The 17,198-nt window shown below is 69.4% G+C and carries 11 protein-coding genes; all 11 read right to left on the bottom strand.

From position 1 onward, the window contains the following. Window positions 1–3: 3 nt before the first annotated feature. The 11 genes from E1161_RS23470 to E1161_RS27365 all read right to left on the bottom strand — a co-directional run bounded on the left by E1161_RS23470 (window position 4) and on the right by E1161_RS27365 (window position 16,994). The gene (locus tag E1161_RS23470) at window positions 4–2,115 is read right to left on the bottom strand and encodes a hypothetical protein (RefSeq protein WP_132626848.1); all 2,112 of its coding nucleotides are present in this window, start codon (window positions 2,113–2,115) and stop codon (window positions 4–6) included. Further along, a complete protein-coding gene (locus E1161_RS23475) occupies window positions 2,112–5,699 on the bottom strand; it encodes a putative baseplate assembly protein (RefSeq protein ID WP_132626850.1) in 3,588 nt (1,195 codons plus the stop codon). The genes E1161_RS23470 and E1161_RS23475 overlap by 4 nt, the downstream gene beginning before the upstream one ends. After that, the gene (locus E1161_RS23480) at window positions 5,696–8,782 is read right to left on the bottom strand and encodes a putative baseplate assembly protein (protein ID WP_132626852.1); all 3,087 of its coding nucleotides are present in this window, start codon (window positions 8,780–8,782) and stop codon (window positions 5,696–5,698) included. The genes E1161_RS23475 and E1161_RS23480 overlap by 4 nt, the downstream gene beginning before the upstream one ends. After that, window positions 8,779–9,150, bottom strand: coding sequence for a GPW/gp25 family protein (locus E1161_RS23485; protein WP_132626854.1), 372 nt, complete (start codon window positions 9,148–9,150; stop codon window positions 8,779–8,781). Before E1161_RS23485 ends, E1161_RS23480 begins: the two co-directional genes overlap by 4 nt. After that, window positions 9,147–9,476 carry a hypothetical protein gene (locus E1161_RS23490; protein ID WP_132626856.1) on the bottom strand — a complete coding sequence of 110 codons (330 nt, stop codon included), beginning with the start codon at window positions 9,474–9,476 and terminating at the stop codon, window positions 9,147–9,149. The genes E1161_RS23485 and E1161_RS23490 overlap by 4 nt, the downstream gene beginning before the upstream one ends. Window positions 9,477–9,485: 9 nt before the next feature. Beyond that, window positions 9,486–10,004 carry a phage baseplate assembly protein V gene (locus E1161_RS23495; protein ID WP_132626858.1) on the bottom strand — a complete coding sequence of 173 codons (519 nt, stop codon included), beginning with the start codon at window positions 10,002–10,004 and terminating at the stop codon, window positions 9,486–9,488. A gap of 11 nt (window positions 10,005–10,015) precedes the next feature. Beyond that, entirely contained in the window at window positions 10,016–11,155 is a 1,140-nt protein-coding gene (locus E1161_RS23500) for a hypothetical protein (RefSeq protein ID WP_132626860.1), read from the bottom strand. Continuing rightward, window positions 11,148–11,486, bottom strand: a complete 339-nt coding sequence (locus E1161_RS23505; protein ID WP_132626862.1) for a hypothetical protein — start codon at window positions 11,484–11,486, stop codon at window positions 11,148–11,150. Before E1161_RS23505 ends, E1161_RS23500 begins: the two co-directional genes overlap by 8 nt. Before the next feature lie 3 nt (window positions 11,487–11,489). Further along, window positions 11,490–11,807: a hypothetical protein gene (locus E1161_RS28220; RefSeq protein WP_235875254.1), complete on the bottom strand. Its 318-nt coding sequence runs from the start codon at window positions 11,805–11,807 to the stop codon at window positions 11,490–11,492. A 356-nt stretch (window positions 11,808–12,163) separates the two neighbouring features. Further along, window positions 12,164–12,871 (bottom strand): hypothetical protein, encoded by a 708-nt coding sequence (locus E1161_RS23515; RefSeq protein WP_132626866.1) that lies wholly within the window; start codon window positions 12,869–12,871, stop codon window positions 12,164–12,166. A gap of 25 nt (window positions 12,872–12,896) precedes the next feature. Next, on the bottom strand, window positions 12,897–16,994 hold the full coding sequence (locus E1161_RS27365; RefSeq protein WP_207920369.1) for a hypothetical protein: 4,098 nt from the start codon (window positions 16,992–16,994) through the stop codon (window positions 12,897–12,899). Window positions 16,995–17,198: the final 204 nt, after the last annotated feature.

The following is a 17,198-nucleotide window of genomic DNA, read 5'->3' on the forward strand; positions in this document are numbered from 1 at the left end:
CTTTCAGGAGACGAAGATCAGGCCCGCGTCGCAGCGGGCGGGAGTGTGTTCGGCGATGCGGGCGCGCAGGTTGTCCTCCCGCTGCGGTTCGTAGAGGTCGTGGAACACGCCGAGTTCGAAGCCGTCCTCGGCGCCGCGCCGGATCTCCGGCGGGCATCCGTCGGCCAGCCGCGCGTACTCCGGTGTCCCGTAGCGGCACGAGGCGAACACCGGCCGCACCTGCGCGAGATCGGCGGGGCAGCGGTGCCGTTCGGGCGTGCGGGACCCGGGCGGGACGAAGGTGTGGCGAAGGCATCCGATGCCGCGTCGGGCGACCCGCAGCACACCGGTGACGATGCTGGCCTCGGCCAAGCGCACGGCGTGCGCGTGCACCTCGCCGAACACCGTGCAGCGGTGCAGGTGCAGGGTGGCGTGCGCGTGCCGGTGATCGGGCGCCGAGACCGCGGGCAGCTCATGGGCGGTGGCGTCGATGACGCTGTCGCGCACGTGGATCGGCAGCGGATCGGTGCTGACCTCGTCGCCGATGACGCTGATGCTGCCCACCACGCACCGCTCGACGCGCACGCAGGCCGTGGTGCGCTCCAGCAGCAGGCTCGGTTCGGCGGGCCACTGCGGCTCGCACCCGGCCTCCAGCGACCAGCCGGGCACGAGAGTGCAGTGCCGCAGCGCCAGTTCGCCCAGCGGCCCGGTGACGCGGATCCCGCGGCCGGTGATCAGCAGGCCGTCGAGTTCCAGACGCGGCCGGTTCCTGGCGGCTCTGCCGGAGACCTGGACGGTGAGCGCGTCGGGCCGGTTGCTGTAGGTGTCGGGTAGCCGCAGGACCGGGCGGTGACCGTCGGCGGCGCGCAGCACCAGCCGGTCACCGGCGCCCAGCTCGAAGTCGAGCTGCTCGTGGTGGGTTCCGCTGTGGGCGATCTCGATGACGCCGGGGGCCTTGCCGGGGTGTTCCCGCCAGGCGCGGTAGGCATCGGCGATCAGCTCGTGGTCGAGGCCCGGGCCGACGCGGAGAACGATTGCGCCCGGCTCGGTTCCGGGATCGCGCGGGTACTCGCCGCCGCCCAGCTCGTCGGAGAAGGCGTGGTGGTAGGTCACCGACACACCGTCGTGCGGTGCTTCGCGCGCGTTGAACGCGATGCGTCCCAGCTCCGGGTCCACCGCGACCTGCCCGTAGCGGGGCCGGTAGCGCCAGTCGGCGAGGTCGGCGATGACGATCGCCGACGGCGGGATCGGCCGCTTGCGCCCGTCGAGGTGCAGCGCGAAGCTCTTGCCCGGCCCGTAGTAGTCGGCGAGCCGGTCGGCGACCTGCCTGCGCCGCAGCCTGGCCGGCACGTTGTCGATGGTGGCGATGTGGCTGGTCGACGGCTCGGGAACGGGTCTGGTGACCAGCGGAGTGTCGTTGCCCAGCACCGAGAACGTGTAGTGGCCGTGGGTGCGGTCGATGCAGTGCGCCGGGGCGCGGGTCACCGAGTGCGGGGCGAGCCGCCACGCGAACAGCGCGACCCCGGCCGGGGTGAGCCCGCCGGGGCGGTGCCGCGAGTCCGCGCGGCGCACGTCGGCGCTGCGCGTCACGGCGCTGAACGGCCCGTCGGCGAGGTCGAGGGCGGCACCGTCGCGCAGGTCCGCGGTCGCTCCGCTCACCGGGACGTGCGGGGACAGCAACCGCACGGGCTGGTGGTGGGCGGTCAGCTGGGAGAGCTCGACCGCGCGGGCGGGCCAGCCCGCGACGTCCGCCGCCAACTCCTCCAGCAGCGCCAAAGTGCCCTTGCGACGCCGGTTGCCGACGGTGGCGGCCACGTCGCGTCGCGGCGCGAGGGCTGCGGCGAGCCGTCGCCGCGCCAGGCCGGGATCGCCGCCGTCACGCAGTCCGCCGCTGGACACCCGCTCGTAGCCGGGAAGCCCGCGGTACCCGACGAGTTCGCCGAGGTAGGGCAGCACCCACTCGGCGGCGGTCTCGACGAACCAGTCGTCGTACTGCTGCTCGACGCCCTCGCGCACCCGGTCGAGCTGCTCGCCGATGACGTCGAGGAGCTCGCGCAGCGGTTCGCCGTGGTCGGCGTCGCGCATCCGGTGCCATTCCGGCAGCAGCCGCGCGAGCGCATCCGGATCCCTGCTCATCGCACCTCCGTGAGGATCAGCGTGTCGGCGATGTCCGGTGCCAGCAGTGCCAGCTGCGCGGGACGGATGCCGCGGTGGACGAAAACGGTTCGACCGGGCGGGAGTGCGCCGGTGTCGGTGATGTCGGGGTTGAGCCGCAGCAGCCGGGTGAGCGAGATGCCGTTGCGCGCGGCGATCGCGGTCAGCGTCTCGCCGTTCGGGTCGGTGACCCGGTAGCGCTCCTCGACGTGCTCGGCCGGTCGGGCGGGCACCGTCGTGGCCGGGGCGGCCAGCACCTGGCGCGAGTCCGCCCGCTGCCCCGGGCTGACGGCGGCAGGCACGCCGCCGAACACGTCGACGTCCACGTAGGACACACCGGGCGCCGACTGGGCCGCGACCAGCACCTCCGAGAGGTGCGCCGGCTGTCCGAGTTCCCTTCCGGCATGACCGAGTTCGTCCAGCAGCGCCCGGCGCACGCGCGGACCCGCCCACTCCCACGAGTGGTCGGGCAGCAGTTTGACCTTCGCCGACACCACCAGCAGCACCAGCTCGCGCGGCTCGACCCGCACCGGCAGTTCCGGGTCGCCGTACTTCAGCAGCGCCGCCCGCAGCGAGCGCAGCACACCGGAGTCCTCGCCGATCGGGATGTCGTCGACGCCCGCGACGGTCACGTGCAACACCTCGCGCCTGCCGTCGAAAACCCTCCGCGCCGAGGCCCGGCCGACTCCGGCCCGGGACCGGGCGAAGTCCTCGTAGTCCCGCACCGACACCAGGCGGTCCAGGGCCGAGACCGCGAGCGGCACCGTGCGCCGGGTCAGCGCGGGACCGTCGGCGTCGGCCCCACCGGTGGCGGGAAGCGGGTTGGTCACCCCGGTCACCCCCAGCGGCCGGGTCACGGCCTGGGTGATGCGGTCGGCGCCCACGTTCGCGGCCCGGCCGGTGCCGAACCGGTAGCGGGCGCGCACGTTCTCGTGCCCGGTGGGCAGCCGTGCGCCGTGCACCCCGTCGCCGAAGGTCACCGTCGTGCGGCCGTCGGCGGTGCTGCCGGTGACGTAGACCCGCTCGTCGGGACCCCGCCCGGCGAGGCTGTCCACGGCGTGCCACAGCAGCCCGTCGACCCGGATCTCCAACGACGGCGTGGCACCCAGCGGGTTGTCGGCGGGCAGCCAGGTCAGCGGCGCCTGCCAGAGCGTGAAGCTCTGGTGCGTGCGCGCCGCGTCGCCACCGCCGATGGTCTCGTCGCGACTCTCGCCGTGCGTGGCGGGAACGACGTTGCCGTGCACCACCACCGAATCCCGCCGGTAGCGGTGCGCGAGGTCCTCGGTCAGGGTGAGCACGGTGTGCCGGTGGTCGCCGGGCAGCGCCGGGTCCGAGTAGTGCTCGACCTCGGCGATCACCGCGACCTCCACCGCCCGCGCGGGTGCGTCGGCGCGTTCACCGGCGACGATGATGTGCCTGCCGGGCGTGAGGGTGTCGTGCGGGTCCGCGAGTTCGACGGTGTTGCCGTGCAGGTCCTCCTCGACCGGCTCGTCCGCCGGGCGCAGCGGCTGCCCACCGGCGTGCACGGTGGTGTCGCGAATGTGCGACAGCTGCGTGTCGTGCTCGTCGAGCCACGGGTCGGCGAGGGTGAGCACCGTTCCCCGGCCGGTGATGCCGTACTGGGCATAGGACATCGTGCCGACCGCGACGACCTGGGTGACGACGAACGCCAGCCGCGCGTCACCCGGAACGCCGCCGGGCGCGCCCTTGCGGGGTCGTTCCACGACCACCCGGCTGCCCACGGCGATCTCGTCGTGCACCCCGTCCAGCGGCAGCGCGGTGCGGCCACCGGCATCGGCGCCGGTCGACAGGGCGATCTCGACGTTGGCGGGTTCGCTGCCCGCGCCGTAGCGCACCGTCACCTGGTACGGCCCGAACGGCGTGGTCTTCTCCTCCTGCGGCGCCAGGTCCAGCTCCAGCGGAGCCCCGTTGCGCACGCTGACGTGCACCCGCCCCTGCTCGTCGGGCCGGGACACGAACAGCGCGCACGCAGGCAGCTGCGGCAGCAACCGCACCAGCACACCGGGCCGCTGCTCGCCGCCTCCCGGCCGCAACCGGCTCAGAATCGTCTCCCGCCTGCTGGAGAGCTCCACCCGCCCGGCGCCGAGGTCGAACGAGACGTCTTCGGCGGGCAGCGATTCGACGTGCTGCCACGAGCCTGCGGGCTCGGTGCGCTGGAACTCCGCGCGCACCAGCTCCTTGCCGGCCGCGTCCATCGCGATGCGAACGCCGGTGCGGGTCGCGCCGGGCAGCGGCCAGTCGGTCTGGCGCAGCACCCGGCCGCCCTCGTCCTGCACCGGCTGCAGCGGTGCGGTCGCCCCGAACGGCGTGGCCGTCACCCGCATCGCCAGCAGTTCGCCGAGCACACCGGGCGGCGCGTGCCGGACAGCCCCTCGGCGCGGTTCGGGTGCGGTCCGGGAGACCGTTTCCCCGGCTTCGCGGGCGGGAAGCGCCCGCAGCAGGCGCTCGGTGGGGGAGTCGGGGATGTCCGGGCCGGGCGGAGGTGGCGCGACCGGTGCCAGGTCGAGGGCTCGTTCGCGCAGTTCGGCGACCATCGCGCGCAGCCGGGCGAACCAGTCGGCGACCCTTGGGTGCGGGTCGGCCAGCACCTCGGCCTCGGTGAGCCGCTCCAGCGGAGCGACCAGCCGCTGGGCGAGCTGGGCGGGCGAGATGATGCCCGGCAGTTCGGACCGCAGCGGCGCCAGCAACTGCACCTCGACCGCGTCGACCAGCGCGCTGACCGGGCGCGGGTTCGGATGATCGGGCGTGGGCTCGCCCGTCGCCGGGGCCAGCCACTGGCCGAGTTCGGCGAGGAGTTCGGCCAGTGTCGGCTTCGGCGACCGCGGCAGCGTGATCGCGGTGATGTCCTCCTCGCGGTCCACCCGCACCTCGCCGACCGGCAGCAGCAACCGCTCCTGACCGAAGTCGAACAGCAGCTTCTGCCCGGACCGCAGCGCATTCGCTGTGCCGGCCACGTACAACTCCGAGCGGGTCCGCAGGTCCTCCGCGGTAAGCAGGCCGGGCCTGCGGCGGCGCACCCGCAGCCGGTTGCACGACCAGCGCGCGGTGAGGTCCCGGCTCGTCTCGAACGTCTGCGGATCGCCCTCGGTCGCGCTGGGCACGCTGTTGCTGCGCGCGCCCCGTGAGATCAGCACCGGCGGGTCGTCGCCGCGCGGATCCCGATCGACGGTGTAGGCCAGGTAGGTGTCGGCGGCGACGCCCGGCCGGGGCCGGTGCCCGACGAGCCTGCCCAGCAGCGTCAGGGAACGCTCGTCGTCGGCGGTGCCCAGGTAGCCCTCGTCGGCGAAGCGCTCGGAGTGGAACGTCAGCAGGTCGCCGAGGACGGCCGAGGCGTCGAGCAGGCCGATCGACGGGTCGTCGGGCGTGCGCACGGTCAGCGCCCGCAGCGCCGGGTGAGCGGGCGAGGCGAGCCGGTCCAGCATCGCGGCCAGGAACGTGCCGTGCTCACCGACCCGCAGCTGCAGGGCGGTGCGTCCCGGCGGGTTGTGCGGCGGGGCCGGTGCGCGGCGCTCGTCGTGACCGCCGCAGCCGCAGGCGCAGCTCATCGCTCACCTCCGATTTCCAGCTCGAACACACCGTTCTCGGGGTGTTCGGGGTCGTTGTCGCAGCAGGCGACCTCCAGGCCGCGCACGCGCAGCAGGCCTTCCTCGAGCTCCCCGGCGTCGGCGTGGAACAGCCGCCGCAGCCGGGTGACGCGCGCGTCGATCACCCCGGGCACGGCGGTCGCGGTCGCCACGATCCTGCTCAGCCGCACCGGTTCGCCGAACCCGAGCGCGTCGGGGTGGAAGAAACCGGTCCGGCCGCGCCCGAAGGCGCGCTTGAGGTCGGCGATGATCTGCCCGCGCTGATGTCCCGGCGCCGCGCACACCCGCAGCGCGATGTCCAGCGGCACCTCCACCGCGGGCCGCACGATCAGCTGGTGCCCGATGCGGCGGGAGCGCTGCAGGTGATCGCGCACCTCGGCGAGCAGGTCAGCGCCGGGGTCGCCGCTGCCGAGCGCGTCGACGGCGACGTGCACCTGCTGCCGCGCGCCGGTCCACCGCAGTTCGGCCGCCGCCCGCTGCACCCCGGGAACCTCGGCGGCCAGCGCGGCGTAGTCCTCGGCGGTGACCGCGCGCAGCCGGGTGCGGCGCAGGTCAAGCGGTGCGAGCTGGCGGACCTGCTCGACCGGTTCCGGCTCGGTGCCGCCGACCGCCGGGAGCGGGTTGCGGACCGTCGCCGCAGGCAGTCGCCCGGTTTCCGGGGTGCGCAGCACGAGGTGGTTGATCGCCTCGGCGCCGAGGTTGCCGACGGCCCCACCGCCCAGGCGGTAGTGGATCTCCAGTCGTGCACCGGGTTTCGGCGCCGCACCGCAGCGCCCGTCGCCGAAGCGCAGCACCAGCCTGCCGTCGTCGTCGAGCTCGCCGACGAAGTGCCGGTCGCGCGGACCGGAGTCGAGCAGGTCGCGCCGCGGTGTCCACACCCGCTCACCGTCGTGCACGCGCACGGCGGGCAGTGCGGCCCGCGGGTCCTGGGTGACGGCCGCGGCGGGACCGTGCAGCACCGGCTCGGCCGGTTCGAGGCCTTCGGCGTGGGCGAGACCCCAGTCGTGCGCGATCTCCCAGGCGATGTCGGCGCCGAGCACCGTGCCCGCCCGAGCCCGCGCGGTCAGCACCTCCAGCCGGCGCCGCTTGACGGCCAGCAGCTCGTCGTCGCGGTGCAGCAGCTCACGCAACACCGCAACCGGGTGCTCCCGAAGGGGTTCGGCGAAGCGGCCGCCGAAAAGCGTCGTGATCTCTTCGATCTCGGCGTCGGAGAGACCGTTCTCGCGGGCGCTGCGCCACAACTCCACGAGCCGCCGCCGGACCCGGCCCGGGATGGCCGCCAGGCGCGAGGCTTGCCCGGCCGCGATGTGCGCTGGATCGGGGAACGGTGCGGCCTGCACGACGGGGGAGCGGGTCAGGGCGGCCCGGAAGCGCGGCGGGATGCCTGGGTAGACCGACTGCGCCAGCAGGCGGCGCAGCGCGTCGGCCTGCGCGTGCGCGGTGCTGGGCACCACCCGCTGGCGGCGGCGTCCGGCGTTCTCCAGCCCGATCCCGGCGCGGGTGGTCGCCGGTTCCCCGAAGATCTCGTGCAGCGCCTGGACGTCCTTGGCGACCAGCGTGCGACGCCGGGTCTTGTCGACCAGCGCCGCGACCAGCTCGGCGGGTTCGTTGCCGTCGGTGCGGTCGAAGCAGCCGAACCCGGGCTCGCAGGACGCAGGCACCGCCGGTTCCGGCGGCACCACGACGGTGTCCGGGCGGACGCGGCGCCCGTGGTCGGCCAGCACCACGTTGCCGCGCGCCACGCTCACGTCGCTCACCGGCTCGCAGTTGATACCGGCTCGGATGGACAGGCACAGGGCGAAGCGCAGCGCGTCCTCGCGCGCCCACCCCACCTCCAGAACCGGCTGGTCCAGCAGCTCGTCGACGACCGGCGTCACCGAGGTCAGCCGCACGGCCTGCCGGTGCGCCGGATCGGCGTCGCCCGGTGTTCCAGTGCGCGCGCCCCGGACCTCTTCGAGCACGAGCAGGTCACCGGGCCGCAGCCGCAACGCCCGTTCGGCGCGGTCCTCGTCGGCCCACTCGTCGCGCAACGTCGCCGACCTCGCGCCCGCGGGGATCCGGCACAGCTCATCGCCCCAGGTCCAGAAGCGGATCTCGTTGTGCGCCCGGCGCAACGGCAGCGCATCGTCGCCGACCGTTTCGAAGATCTCCACCGCGTCCCGGTCGTCGAGATCGGCCAGACCCGCCTCGTCGAGCACCGGGCCGGGCTCGGGCGGGTCGTGCGGTCCGCGCGGACACGGGTCGATGGCGGCGAACCGGAACGTTCCGCTCTCCAGCACCACGTCCTCGGCGGTCTCGACGGCCACGAACGCGCGGGCGTTGCAGCCGTCGTGGATCGGGTAGTCGATCAGCCGCACGTGCCTGCGCACCGAAATGCGGCGCCGCGCGGTGTCCAGGTAGGCCTCGGTGGCGACCGCGTCCTGCTGGTAACCGAGCTGGTCACCGGTGTAGGCGAGCAGCTCGACCAGCGTCATCCCCAGGTCGGGAGCCAGGCGCTCGGTCCAGCCCGGGGTGGTGAGCGCGAGCCGGTCCAGCAGCACGCGGCGCAGCGCGTCGTAGTCCCGCGCGGTGTAGTCGATCAGCGGCGCGGCCGGCACGTCGGGCTCGCACGGCGGTTCCCCGGCGCAGTCGAAAGGCGTGGGGCCGCCCGGTCGGAAGGAGAACTCGGCGCCGCAGTAGCGCTGGTCGAAACCAGGGAACGGCTCGGTTCCCGGACGCCCGTGCGGATCGGTGTCCACGATGGACAGACGGTATCGGGTGGTGTCCCCGGTGCGGTCGAGCACGACGTGCATCAGGTCGTCGAGCTCCGGGTCCTCCTCGCGCCGCACCGACACCCGCACCGCGGTGATCCCGGTGATGCGGCGGCCGCCGTCGATGCGCACGTTCTCCGGGCCCACACCGCGCGGCGCCTTGCCGATGAACGTCACCACCAGCGTGCGCCCGTCGTCGGCGACCTCGACCGCGTCCACGCCGCCGAGGTGCCGCTCGCGGACCTTCTCGCGCCTGCCGTCCCCGCGGCAGAGCAGTTCGTCGGCGCCGCTCATCCCGCACCCCGCCCTTCGAAGACCTCGTCGCGGCGCGTCCCGGTGGCCCGCACCCGGTAGCGGAGCCCGACCCGCACGGTTTCGGCGTCCGGCACGATGTCCAGCGACTCGACCTCCACCAGGTCACCGAGCCAGCGCTCCACGGCGGCGTGCACCGACAGCTCCAGCGTCGCGGTCAGTTCCGGGCTGTTCGGCGCGAACACCGCGTCGAGCAGGCCGCAGCCGAAGTCGGGCCGCATCACCCGCTCGCCGGGGTTGGTGAACAGCAGCTGCTCGATGAGGTCGCGCACGTGCTCGTCGTGGCCGGCCCGCGCGGTGCGCCCGCGCCGATCCGGCCGGTAGGGGAAGGCGATGTCGATGCGGTTCACCGGCAGCTCACCCCCGATCCGCCGCGTGCCACGGGCCTGCCGCGCGGGACGAGGTTCGCGCCGAAGCACTGCCCGTCGGTGGAGTCCAGCAGCACCGGCACGCCGTCGACGAGAACCGCCTGCGACGGCGGGTTCCAGCGCACGGTCAGGCACGGATCGCGGGTGCTGTCGATCACCAACGGGCAGCCGACCACGGTGAAGGCGTCCGACGCGGTGCGCACCGCCCGGCCGTCGACCAGCACCGTCGAGGAGGAGTTGGCGGTGACGATCCGGCCGCCGTGCGGGCACTGCAATCCGGTGGTGGCGTCGATGAGATTCCCGGTCAAGGCGTCCCCCTACTGCCTTCTGGGCACGGTCAGCCGGCCCTGGTTGATGATGACCTCGTCCCCCACGAGTTCGATGAGCGCGCCGCGACCGCTGCCGATCGTCACGCCCTTCTCGTCGATCTGCACGTACGCCCCGCCCGGCGCCCGCAGCAGGATTCCCTCGCCGCCGGGCACGTCCGACATGAGCAGCTTGTGATCGCCGGGGGTCTGGAGGACCACGGGTTTGTCCTGGTTCTGGGCGTCCGGAGGCAGTTCCGCGCGTTCGCCGTACCAGCAGCCGGTCCAGATCGGGAAGCTCGGATCGCCCTGCTCGAACTCCACCCAGACCCCGGCGCCGACCTCGGGAACCACGAACTGCCCGGCCTCGCGCCCGGTGAACGGCAGGCACGGCAACGCCCACGTCGAGGTCAGGTCCCCGAGCACGTCGGGCACCTGCGCGGTGATCCGGCCGATGCCCAGCGGATCGGCGTTGTCCATCACGCGACCCCGGAACTTGCCGAGGAAGCGGGCGTTGGGTGCGTCGGCCATGTGCGGTCCTCCTAGGGGCGGACCCGGTCGCTGTCGGCGACGAGTCCCTCGCGGGAGAGCGTGAAGTTCTGCTGGTAGGAACCGACCCGGATGTTGTGGGTGACGGACTTGACGTAGTAGTCGCCGTCGTAGGTCACACCCGCCCCGCGCACCCCGACCAGTTCACGGGGCCGCAGCAGGTAGCCGTGCCGGTTGACGTCGAGTTGACCGGACCCGTTGATCGCGTCCGCCGAGGTCGCGGCTTGCGCGAGCGCCCGCGCGCGGGCGCGCTCGAAATCCATCTTGGCGGTGCCGGGCAACGCCTTTCGCTTCAGCGCGGGGGAGGCGCGGCGCGCCAGCGGTGGGCGCAGCGGACCGATGTCGGGGTCGGGCAGCAGCGTCACGTCCCGGGTCCGCGGATCCTGCACCCGCGCCTCGGGCTGCTCGCGCGCCGTCCCGTCGTAGGCGAACGTCAGCTGGTCCACAGTGGAATCGGCACCCATGTTGACGCTCAGCGCGTGCTGCCGCTGCCCGAGCCGCTTCTCCGGCCCCCAGTAGGCGGTGGAGCGGCCCGGTCGGGGGCCGGGTTCGAGGTAGAAGGTGAAGCCGTTGGCGTGCGCCAGATCGTTGATGTAGGACAGGTCGGTGCTGGACTGGTAGTCGACCCGCAGCTGCTCTCGCGGCGGCTGGTGCACCTGCTCGCGCACGATGCGCGGCTCGATGCCGTAATCGGAGTAGCGGCCCAGAATCCGCTCGGCCCGCTGCGAGGGCGCCAGGTTCGGGTAGCGCTCGGCCCGCTCTTCGAGGTCGAGCAGCAGCGTGAGGTCCTCGCCGGTGATGGTCAGCGTCGACTGGCCGGGCTGGTTGCTGGACCCGACCTCGTTGCGCACGATCAGCCCGTCCAGCAGCACGAACGGCGTGCCCTTGATGGTGACGACCACGATGATGCGGGTCTTCGGGCCGAAGAACCCCTCCGGCAGCAGCCGCTCGATGATCCGGCCCTTCTTGGTGAGGTCGAAGGCCAGCTGAAAACCGCTGCGCTCACCGGCGGTGCTGGTGATCTGCGCCGACAGCAGCGCCTGCATCACCTCGCCGGGCACGGGGCGCGCGAGCTTCGGGCCCATCAGCAGGTTCAGGTGCACGGGTCCGCGCCCGATGGGGATCTCAGACATGGCCCAACCCGTCCGGTACGCCGATGACCTTGCCGGGTTCGTCGGTGAGCTCGCGCGGGTCGAGCACGGGGTTGGCGTCGGCGATCCGCCACCACTGGCCGGGATCGCCGAAGTACCGCTGCCCCAAGTGATCCGGCCGTTCCCCGTCAGCGACCACGTGCGGCGAGGTGCTGTCGTCGTTCTTCGGGATGAGCCGGCGCTTCACGTAGCGCACCTCGGTCCCGTCGGGCCGGCGGTGCACGGCGACCTCGGCGTCGTGATACCGGCTGGAGCGCGGGTACGGGTGCGACCCGGGAATGTCGTCGAGTGCGCTCTCGAACGGCTCGATCACGGCCTACCTTCCCATGTCCGCGGTGCTCAGCCCCAACGCGCCCAACGACCCGGGCGCCGCGACACCGGCCATCCGCTCCTTCTGCGCCAGGTGCGCCATGTACAACTCGGCACCCCTGTGCCCGGCGGGAAGGTCGCTGATCGTCAGCAACTTCACGCTCAAGCTCAGGCTCGCCCGGATCGGGTTCAGGTTGACGTCGAAAGCCGACTCGTTGATGGAGAACTCGGACAGCTTCACGGGCACCACCCGCTTGCTCCCCCAGGTGAACAACGTCAACGGCATCTCGATCGGACTGATCTCGATCGCCCCGTTCTTCGCCAACCGACTGTGCTCCCGAAGCTGAGCGGTCGAGGGCTGCACCAGCATCTCCAACGTGGCCAGCTGAGGATGAATCCCGTGGGGAGCAGTTACATCCAGCTGATCGGTGGCATCCAACTCAGCAGTGAACTTCCAAGACTCCTGAGCAGGCCCCTTCAGTCGCAGCGCTTCGTTCTTGTCCCCGCTCCCACTGCCCCCACCGCCGGAATCCCCTTCACCTCCGGCAGACTGCGGCGACACGGAGCGTTCCAGCGAGTCGGGGTTGAACTGCAACACGATCACCCGCTGCGGCGTCCCCCGCTCAGGATCGACGACCACGATCCCGGATCGGATCGGCTTGGGTATGTCGGCGTACCGGGTCACAGTCGATCCTCCAGACGTTTGGCCAGATCCGTGTAGTCGTGATCGGGGAAAATGTTGGGGAACAATTCGAGCATGTACTTCAGGTCTGCGGCTATTTCTCGAAAGCGTTCGTTGTGCAGGGGTGCTTCAGTGAATAGATATTGCCAGCCAAATGTCCCTTTGGTGAGCAGGAGGGCGTCCAGGTATCCGTGATAGTCGAGATCCATGCGCAGGTAATCAAGGTCGAATCCCGGGGTTCGACTCAAATCCTTGTCGTAATACCATATTTCCAGAGGGTTGACGTCCTTCTGGATGCGGACGGCTCCCATCAGCCCGTTTGCGGCGCGTGGAGTGTCGTCGATTACTCGGAGTTCTGAAAAGAACCGAATCTCGTCTGGAGGTGAGCCGTCCCATCCGAGGTCAGGCGGACGCCGAAGGAGGCATTCATAGAACTCCGTGATCGAAAATTCTCCGCTGAGGTGTCGTCGCGTGTCAACCGTATGCCAGCAGGATGACAGCTCCGAGATTCCGACCACCCCCTGTGCGAGGCTGGGATCCAGTATTGTGCCTTCCCAGTCCGGGAGGTCCTCAAAGACGCTGGCAAGGTCGCCGAATTCTTCTCCCCATACTCCCTCGTGTTCGAAATCGACAACGACGTATTCGCATTCGCGGATCTCATTGAATGATTCGAGATGCGCCTGTTCGGTGTCGGTCAGGTCGCGCATTGTGCTTCCTTGTGGCTGCTCGTCCTTACGGCTTCTTATTGAATATCAAGTGTCGGTTGGCTGCTGCATCGATTACATTCTGCTTGTTGTTCGTGTAGTTCGGCAACGAGCGTTTCCGCTTCTTGTGGACGTCGTCCATGGCACGTAGGAGCTGGGTGGTGCTTCTAAGGTTCCTGTTCTTGCTCTTGACTGCCGCGACGATTAGTTTGGCAAAGGAATCCGGAACGTCAAGCATCCGCCGGATTCGGTTCTTTCCGTCGTGGTTGACGTAGCACCTGTTCTCGATGCTTGGCTGTGGTGGCTTTTCGAGGTCGCTCCTGCTGTGGCTGCGGTGGTGTGGTGCGGGTTTTTCTTTCCACTTTTGCTTATCTGGATCGGGTTCGTATACGCCCCATTCGGCTCGAAGATGGCTAGGGAATCCCGGAACACTTCCGTTGTGGTAATTGACGTCGATCTTGTACCACGCGGGCTTCTTGCTGCCGGAGCGCACGTGCGATTCTGGAAATTTTTCTATACTATTTTTGAAGTTCGTGTTTATTCTGCTTCTGGCTGGAACAAGGTTGGAACCCTTCGCGGGTCCTCCGAGCCTTTCTGTTAGTAGGTGCATTCGAACCCAGCGATTGCTGCTATCGGTGTTCAGGTCGTACTTGTTCAGGTGTCGAAACCCGATTGGCTCCAGCTGCTTATTTGCCTTCCCGGCCGTCTGGCCGTGGCTTCCGACGAATCTTTTGCTGATGTACTCGGCCTTGAAGTTGCGCGCAAGCTTGTTGTCGGAAAAGTCTGGAATCCTTGTTGGAGGGAGTGCTGGATCTTCTGGAATCTTGAGGTAGTCCTTCTCGTCGGTGGCTGAGTGTTCGCCGGACGTCACGGGCAGACTTGGGTTGAGTGTGGCGACGTCCTGGAATCTGGTGGACCCGGCTCGTACGAGTGAAGTGAGTCGATACCATCGACGAAATGCTCGAAGAAGTCCCTTGTGCAGTGGCTGTGGAAGGCCCTGGGAGAGTCGCGGGCGCAGGGCGCGCCGGATGCGTGCGACGATTAGGGCAAGTCGGGCGGATTTAAATCCGTTCGATTCTTCCTCGCCTCTTCTATCTTCCTTTATCCTGCGCCTTTCTCGATCGTCTTCTTTGGCTTTGTTTCGGTTGTCTCTCCTGGGGGGTCTTGTCTTGTTCGTGTTGTCTTTGCTGTTGGAGTTCTTGCGCTTGTCGCGTCGGTCGTCGTCCTTGTCTCTTTCCCTTTTGTCGTTTGAGTCGTCGTTTTTGCGCTCGTTGGAGTCTTTGTCCTTGGCCTCGTGTCCGGGGTCGTCATCGTCCTTGCGGTTGGTGGTGCCCTTATCGTCGTTCTTCGGTCCGGTGTCGTCTTCGTTCCTGTCGTTCTTCTGCCGGTCCTTTGTGGTGCCCGTGTCCTCCCGCGGTTTTTGAGGTTTGTCGGCCTTGGGCTTCGGTTTGGCGTTGGGGGTGGGTTTGGTGTCGGGTTTGTCTTCGTCGCGCTTGCCCTTGGGGTTGCCGTCCTTGTCCTTGGCTGCTGGGGAGTCGTCTCGGTCGGTGGGTTTGCGGTCTCGGAAGTCCGGGTTGTCCTTGTCCGGGCGTTGGTCTCGGTCGTTGTCCTCGCGGCGTCGGCGGTCTTGGTCGTTCTCGTTTCTGCCGCGGTCGTTGTGGGTGCGTTCGGGCTTCGCGGTGTCTCGGTCCGGGCCGGGTTTGCCGCCCGGCTTGTGTGCGGCCTGGCGGGCGGCTGAGCTCGGGGAGGTTCGGTCGTCCTGGCGCTCGCGGTCCTTCTCGTCGCGGCTGTTGTCTCGGCGGCCGGTGTCGTTTCGGCGCTCGTCAGTGCGTCGATCCCCGTTGTCGCCTTCGTCGCTACGTCGCCCCCTGCTGTCGCGGCGGCCTTCGCCGGGGCGGGTGTTGTCGGGCCCGGAGCTGTTCGTGCGCTGGCGGGGACGTTGGTGGCCGCGGGAAGAGTCTTCACCTTCGGCGCCGTGGCCGGGCTTCTTCTTCCGACGGCCCTTGGTGGCGATCTTCTCGGCCATGCCTTTCAGGCGGTCGCCGACTTTGCCGACGTACTTGCCGATGCCGTCGAGGAGGAATTCATACGCCAGCTCCAGCACGGCGACGATGCCTGCGGCCACTGCCTTGGCGAACAGGACGCCTGCTCCGCCCTTGCGGACGTTCTTCAGCCACGTCAGCACGGCACCGAAGGCGCGCATGATCTCGCCGAGGGCTCCGATGGCAGTTTGCAGGAAGTCGATGACCGCCAGGACCCAGCCGGCGCCTGGGATGAGCTTGGCGACGACCTTGGTGATGACGATCTCGCCGATGATGAACGGCAGCTGCGGGACGATCGCGTCCCAGACCTGCTTGGCCATCCACGCCAGCGTCACTCCGCCCTTGATGAGGCGGTTGAAGATCTCCTTCGGCAGGCCGATGATCTCTTCGATCTTCTGGTTGAACCAGTTCTTCACCGCGCCGACCACTTGCTTGAACAGGTGGTTCTGAGCGCCGTCCTCGGCGGAGCCCTTCAGACCTGACAGCCAGCCGCCAGGGTCGCGGAGGAAGTCGGCGGCGATCATCATGAACTGGCCGAGCCCGCTGAGCAGCTTCGAGGCGAAGTCCATGACGGCTTTGACCGCGTCCTTCACCGCCTTGACGGCGGCGTCCCAGGCCTTCTTCAGCAGGTTGAGGATGTCGTTGAGCAGCTTGGCGATCGCGTTGAGCAGATCGGTGATGATTTGCTTGAGCTGTTCGGCCAGCTTCTGGACCAGGGCGATCGCGGCTTCGATGAGATCGGTGATGAACTTGCGGATCTTGTTGGCGAGCTCGACGATCGCGCGGACCATGGCCTTGGCCAGCTCGACCAGTTCCTCGATGACCTTCGTGATCAGGTTGATGATCGCGTCGCGGATGTCGTTGATCATCTTCTCGATGTCGAACTTGAAGTTCTCGACGAACTCGATGATCTTGTTGCGCGCTTCCCGCAGGATCGACAAGATTTTGTCGCGCAGTTCGATGAACTTCTGCTTGATGTATTCGAAGGCTTCCTCGACCCAGTTGCCGGACTCGTTCTTGGTCTCGGTCCGCTTGGTCTTGGCGCTGGACTCGGCGTCCTGGCCCTTCTTCCGGATCTTGTCGCCGTCGTCCCTCTTGCGCTTGTCGGCCTTGTCGTCGGTGTCCTTCTCCTGCTTGTCGACGTCCCGCTCGGCCTTGGTGCGCTTGTCGGACTTCTTGGAACCGAGCTTCTTGAGCTCCTCGTCCTGATCGGTGCGCCACTTGTCCCGCTGGCCGGACACCTCGCTGGTCGTCTTCTGCCGCTGCGAGCTTTGCTTGCCGGTGTTCTTCGTCGTCTCGCTGTCGACGGACTGCTGGTGCTTGCGCTTGGACTCGCGGGTGTTCTTGTCCTTGTTGCGCTTGGCATCGGCGAGTCCCTGCTCGCCCTTGCTGAACGAGGACTTGAACTGCTTGCCGCGCTCGTGCTCGGCGACTTCGGAGGCGGCGTCCTCCGGCACGGCGCCGGTACCGGCACCTTCGGGCTTGGCGCCGCCCTTGCTTCGCTCGCGGCCGGGGACCTTGCCCTTGAGCTCTTCCTTGGGGGCGTTGGGATAGACCTGGTCCTCGCCCATGCGACGGCCCGAGTCGTCGCGGGCGGTCTTGACGGTCTCCTCGCCCTTGCCGTCGACCTTCTTGTCCTGGTCGCGGGTCTTCTCGTCGGACTTGCCCTTCATCTCCACGCCGGGCGCGGTTCCGGCCTTGGCCTCCTTGAGGGCCTCGTCCTGCGTGGGCATGCCGGCGAAGGTGGCCGCGAGGTCCTCGGGTTTGACGTCGGAGTCGAACAAGCTGGCGAACTTGCCGATCGCGTACCCGAGGCCCATGAGCAGCGTGTCCCAGCCGGAGGGTTCCTCGACCTCCTCGGCCGGGATCTTGCCTTCGGGCTTCTTCTGGTCCTTGACCTCGGCGTTCTTCTTCTCAGGAGCGTTGGTCTTCTGCGCGGGCGCGTTCGAGTACTCCGCGGGTGCATCGGTTTTCGGCTTGCCCTCGAGGGTTCGCGGCGCACCGGACGGGCGTTGCGTGTTCGGTGGTTCGGAGGAGAGCTTCTGGTGCTCGTCACCCACGGTCCGGTCGACGGCGCTGTCCACGCCGCCCATCACCTTGAGCGCCTGGTGGGGCTTGAGCCGTGAGGCCGTGCGCAGGCCTGCTTCGGGGGACGCCCCGGCCACGTTGGGGGTGGCGTCGGCCTTCTTGGCCTTGGCTCCCTTGGCCGCGGGTTTCGCTCCGGCTCCGCCCTTCGAACCGCCGCCGCGGCGGGGCGCTTCGGGGGCAGGGCCCGACTTGGCGGGTTC

The sequence above is a fragment of the Saccharopolyspora aridisoli genome, assembly GCF_004348445.1.
GTDB classification, from domain to species: Bacteria; Actinomycetota; Actinomycetes; order Mycobacteriales; family Pseudonocardiaceae; genus Saccharopolyspora; species Saccharopolyspora aridisoli.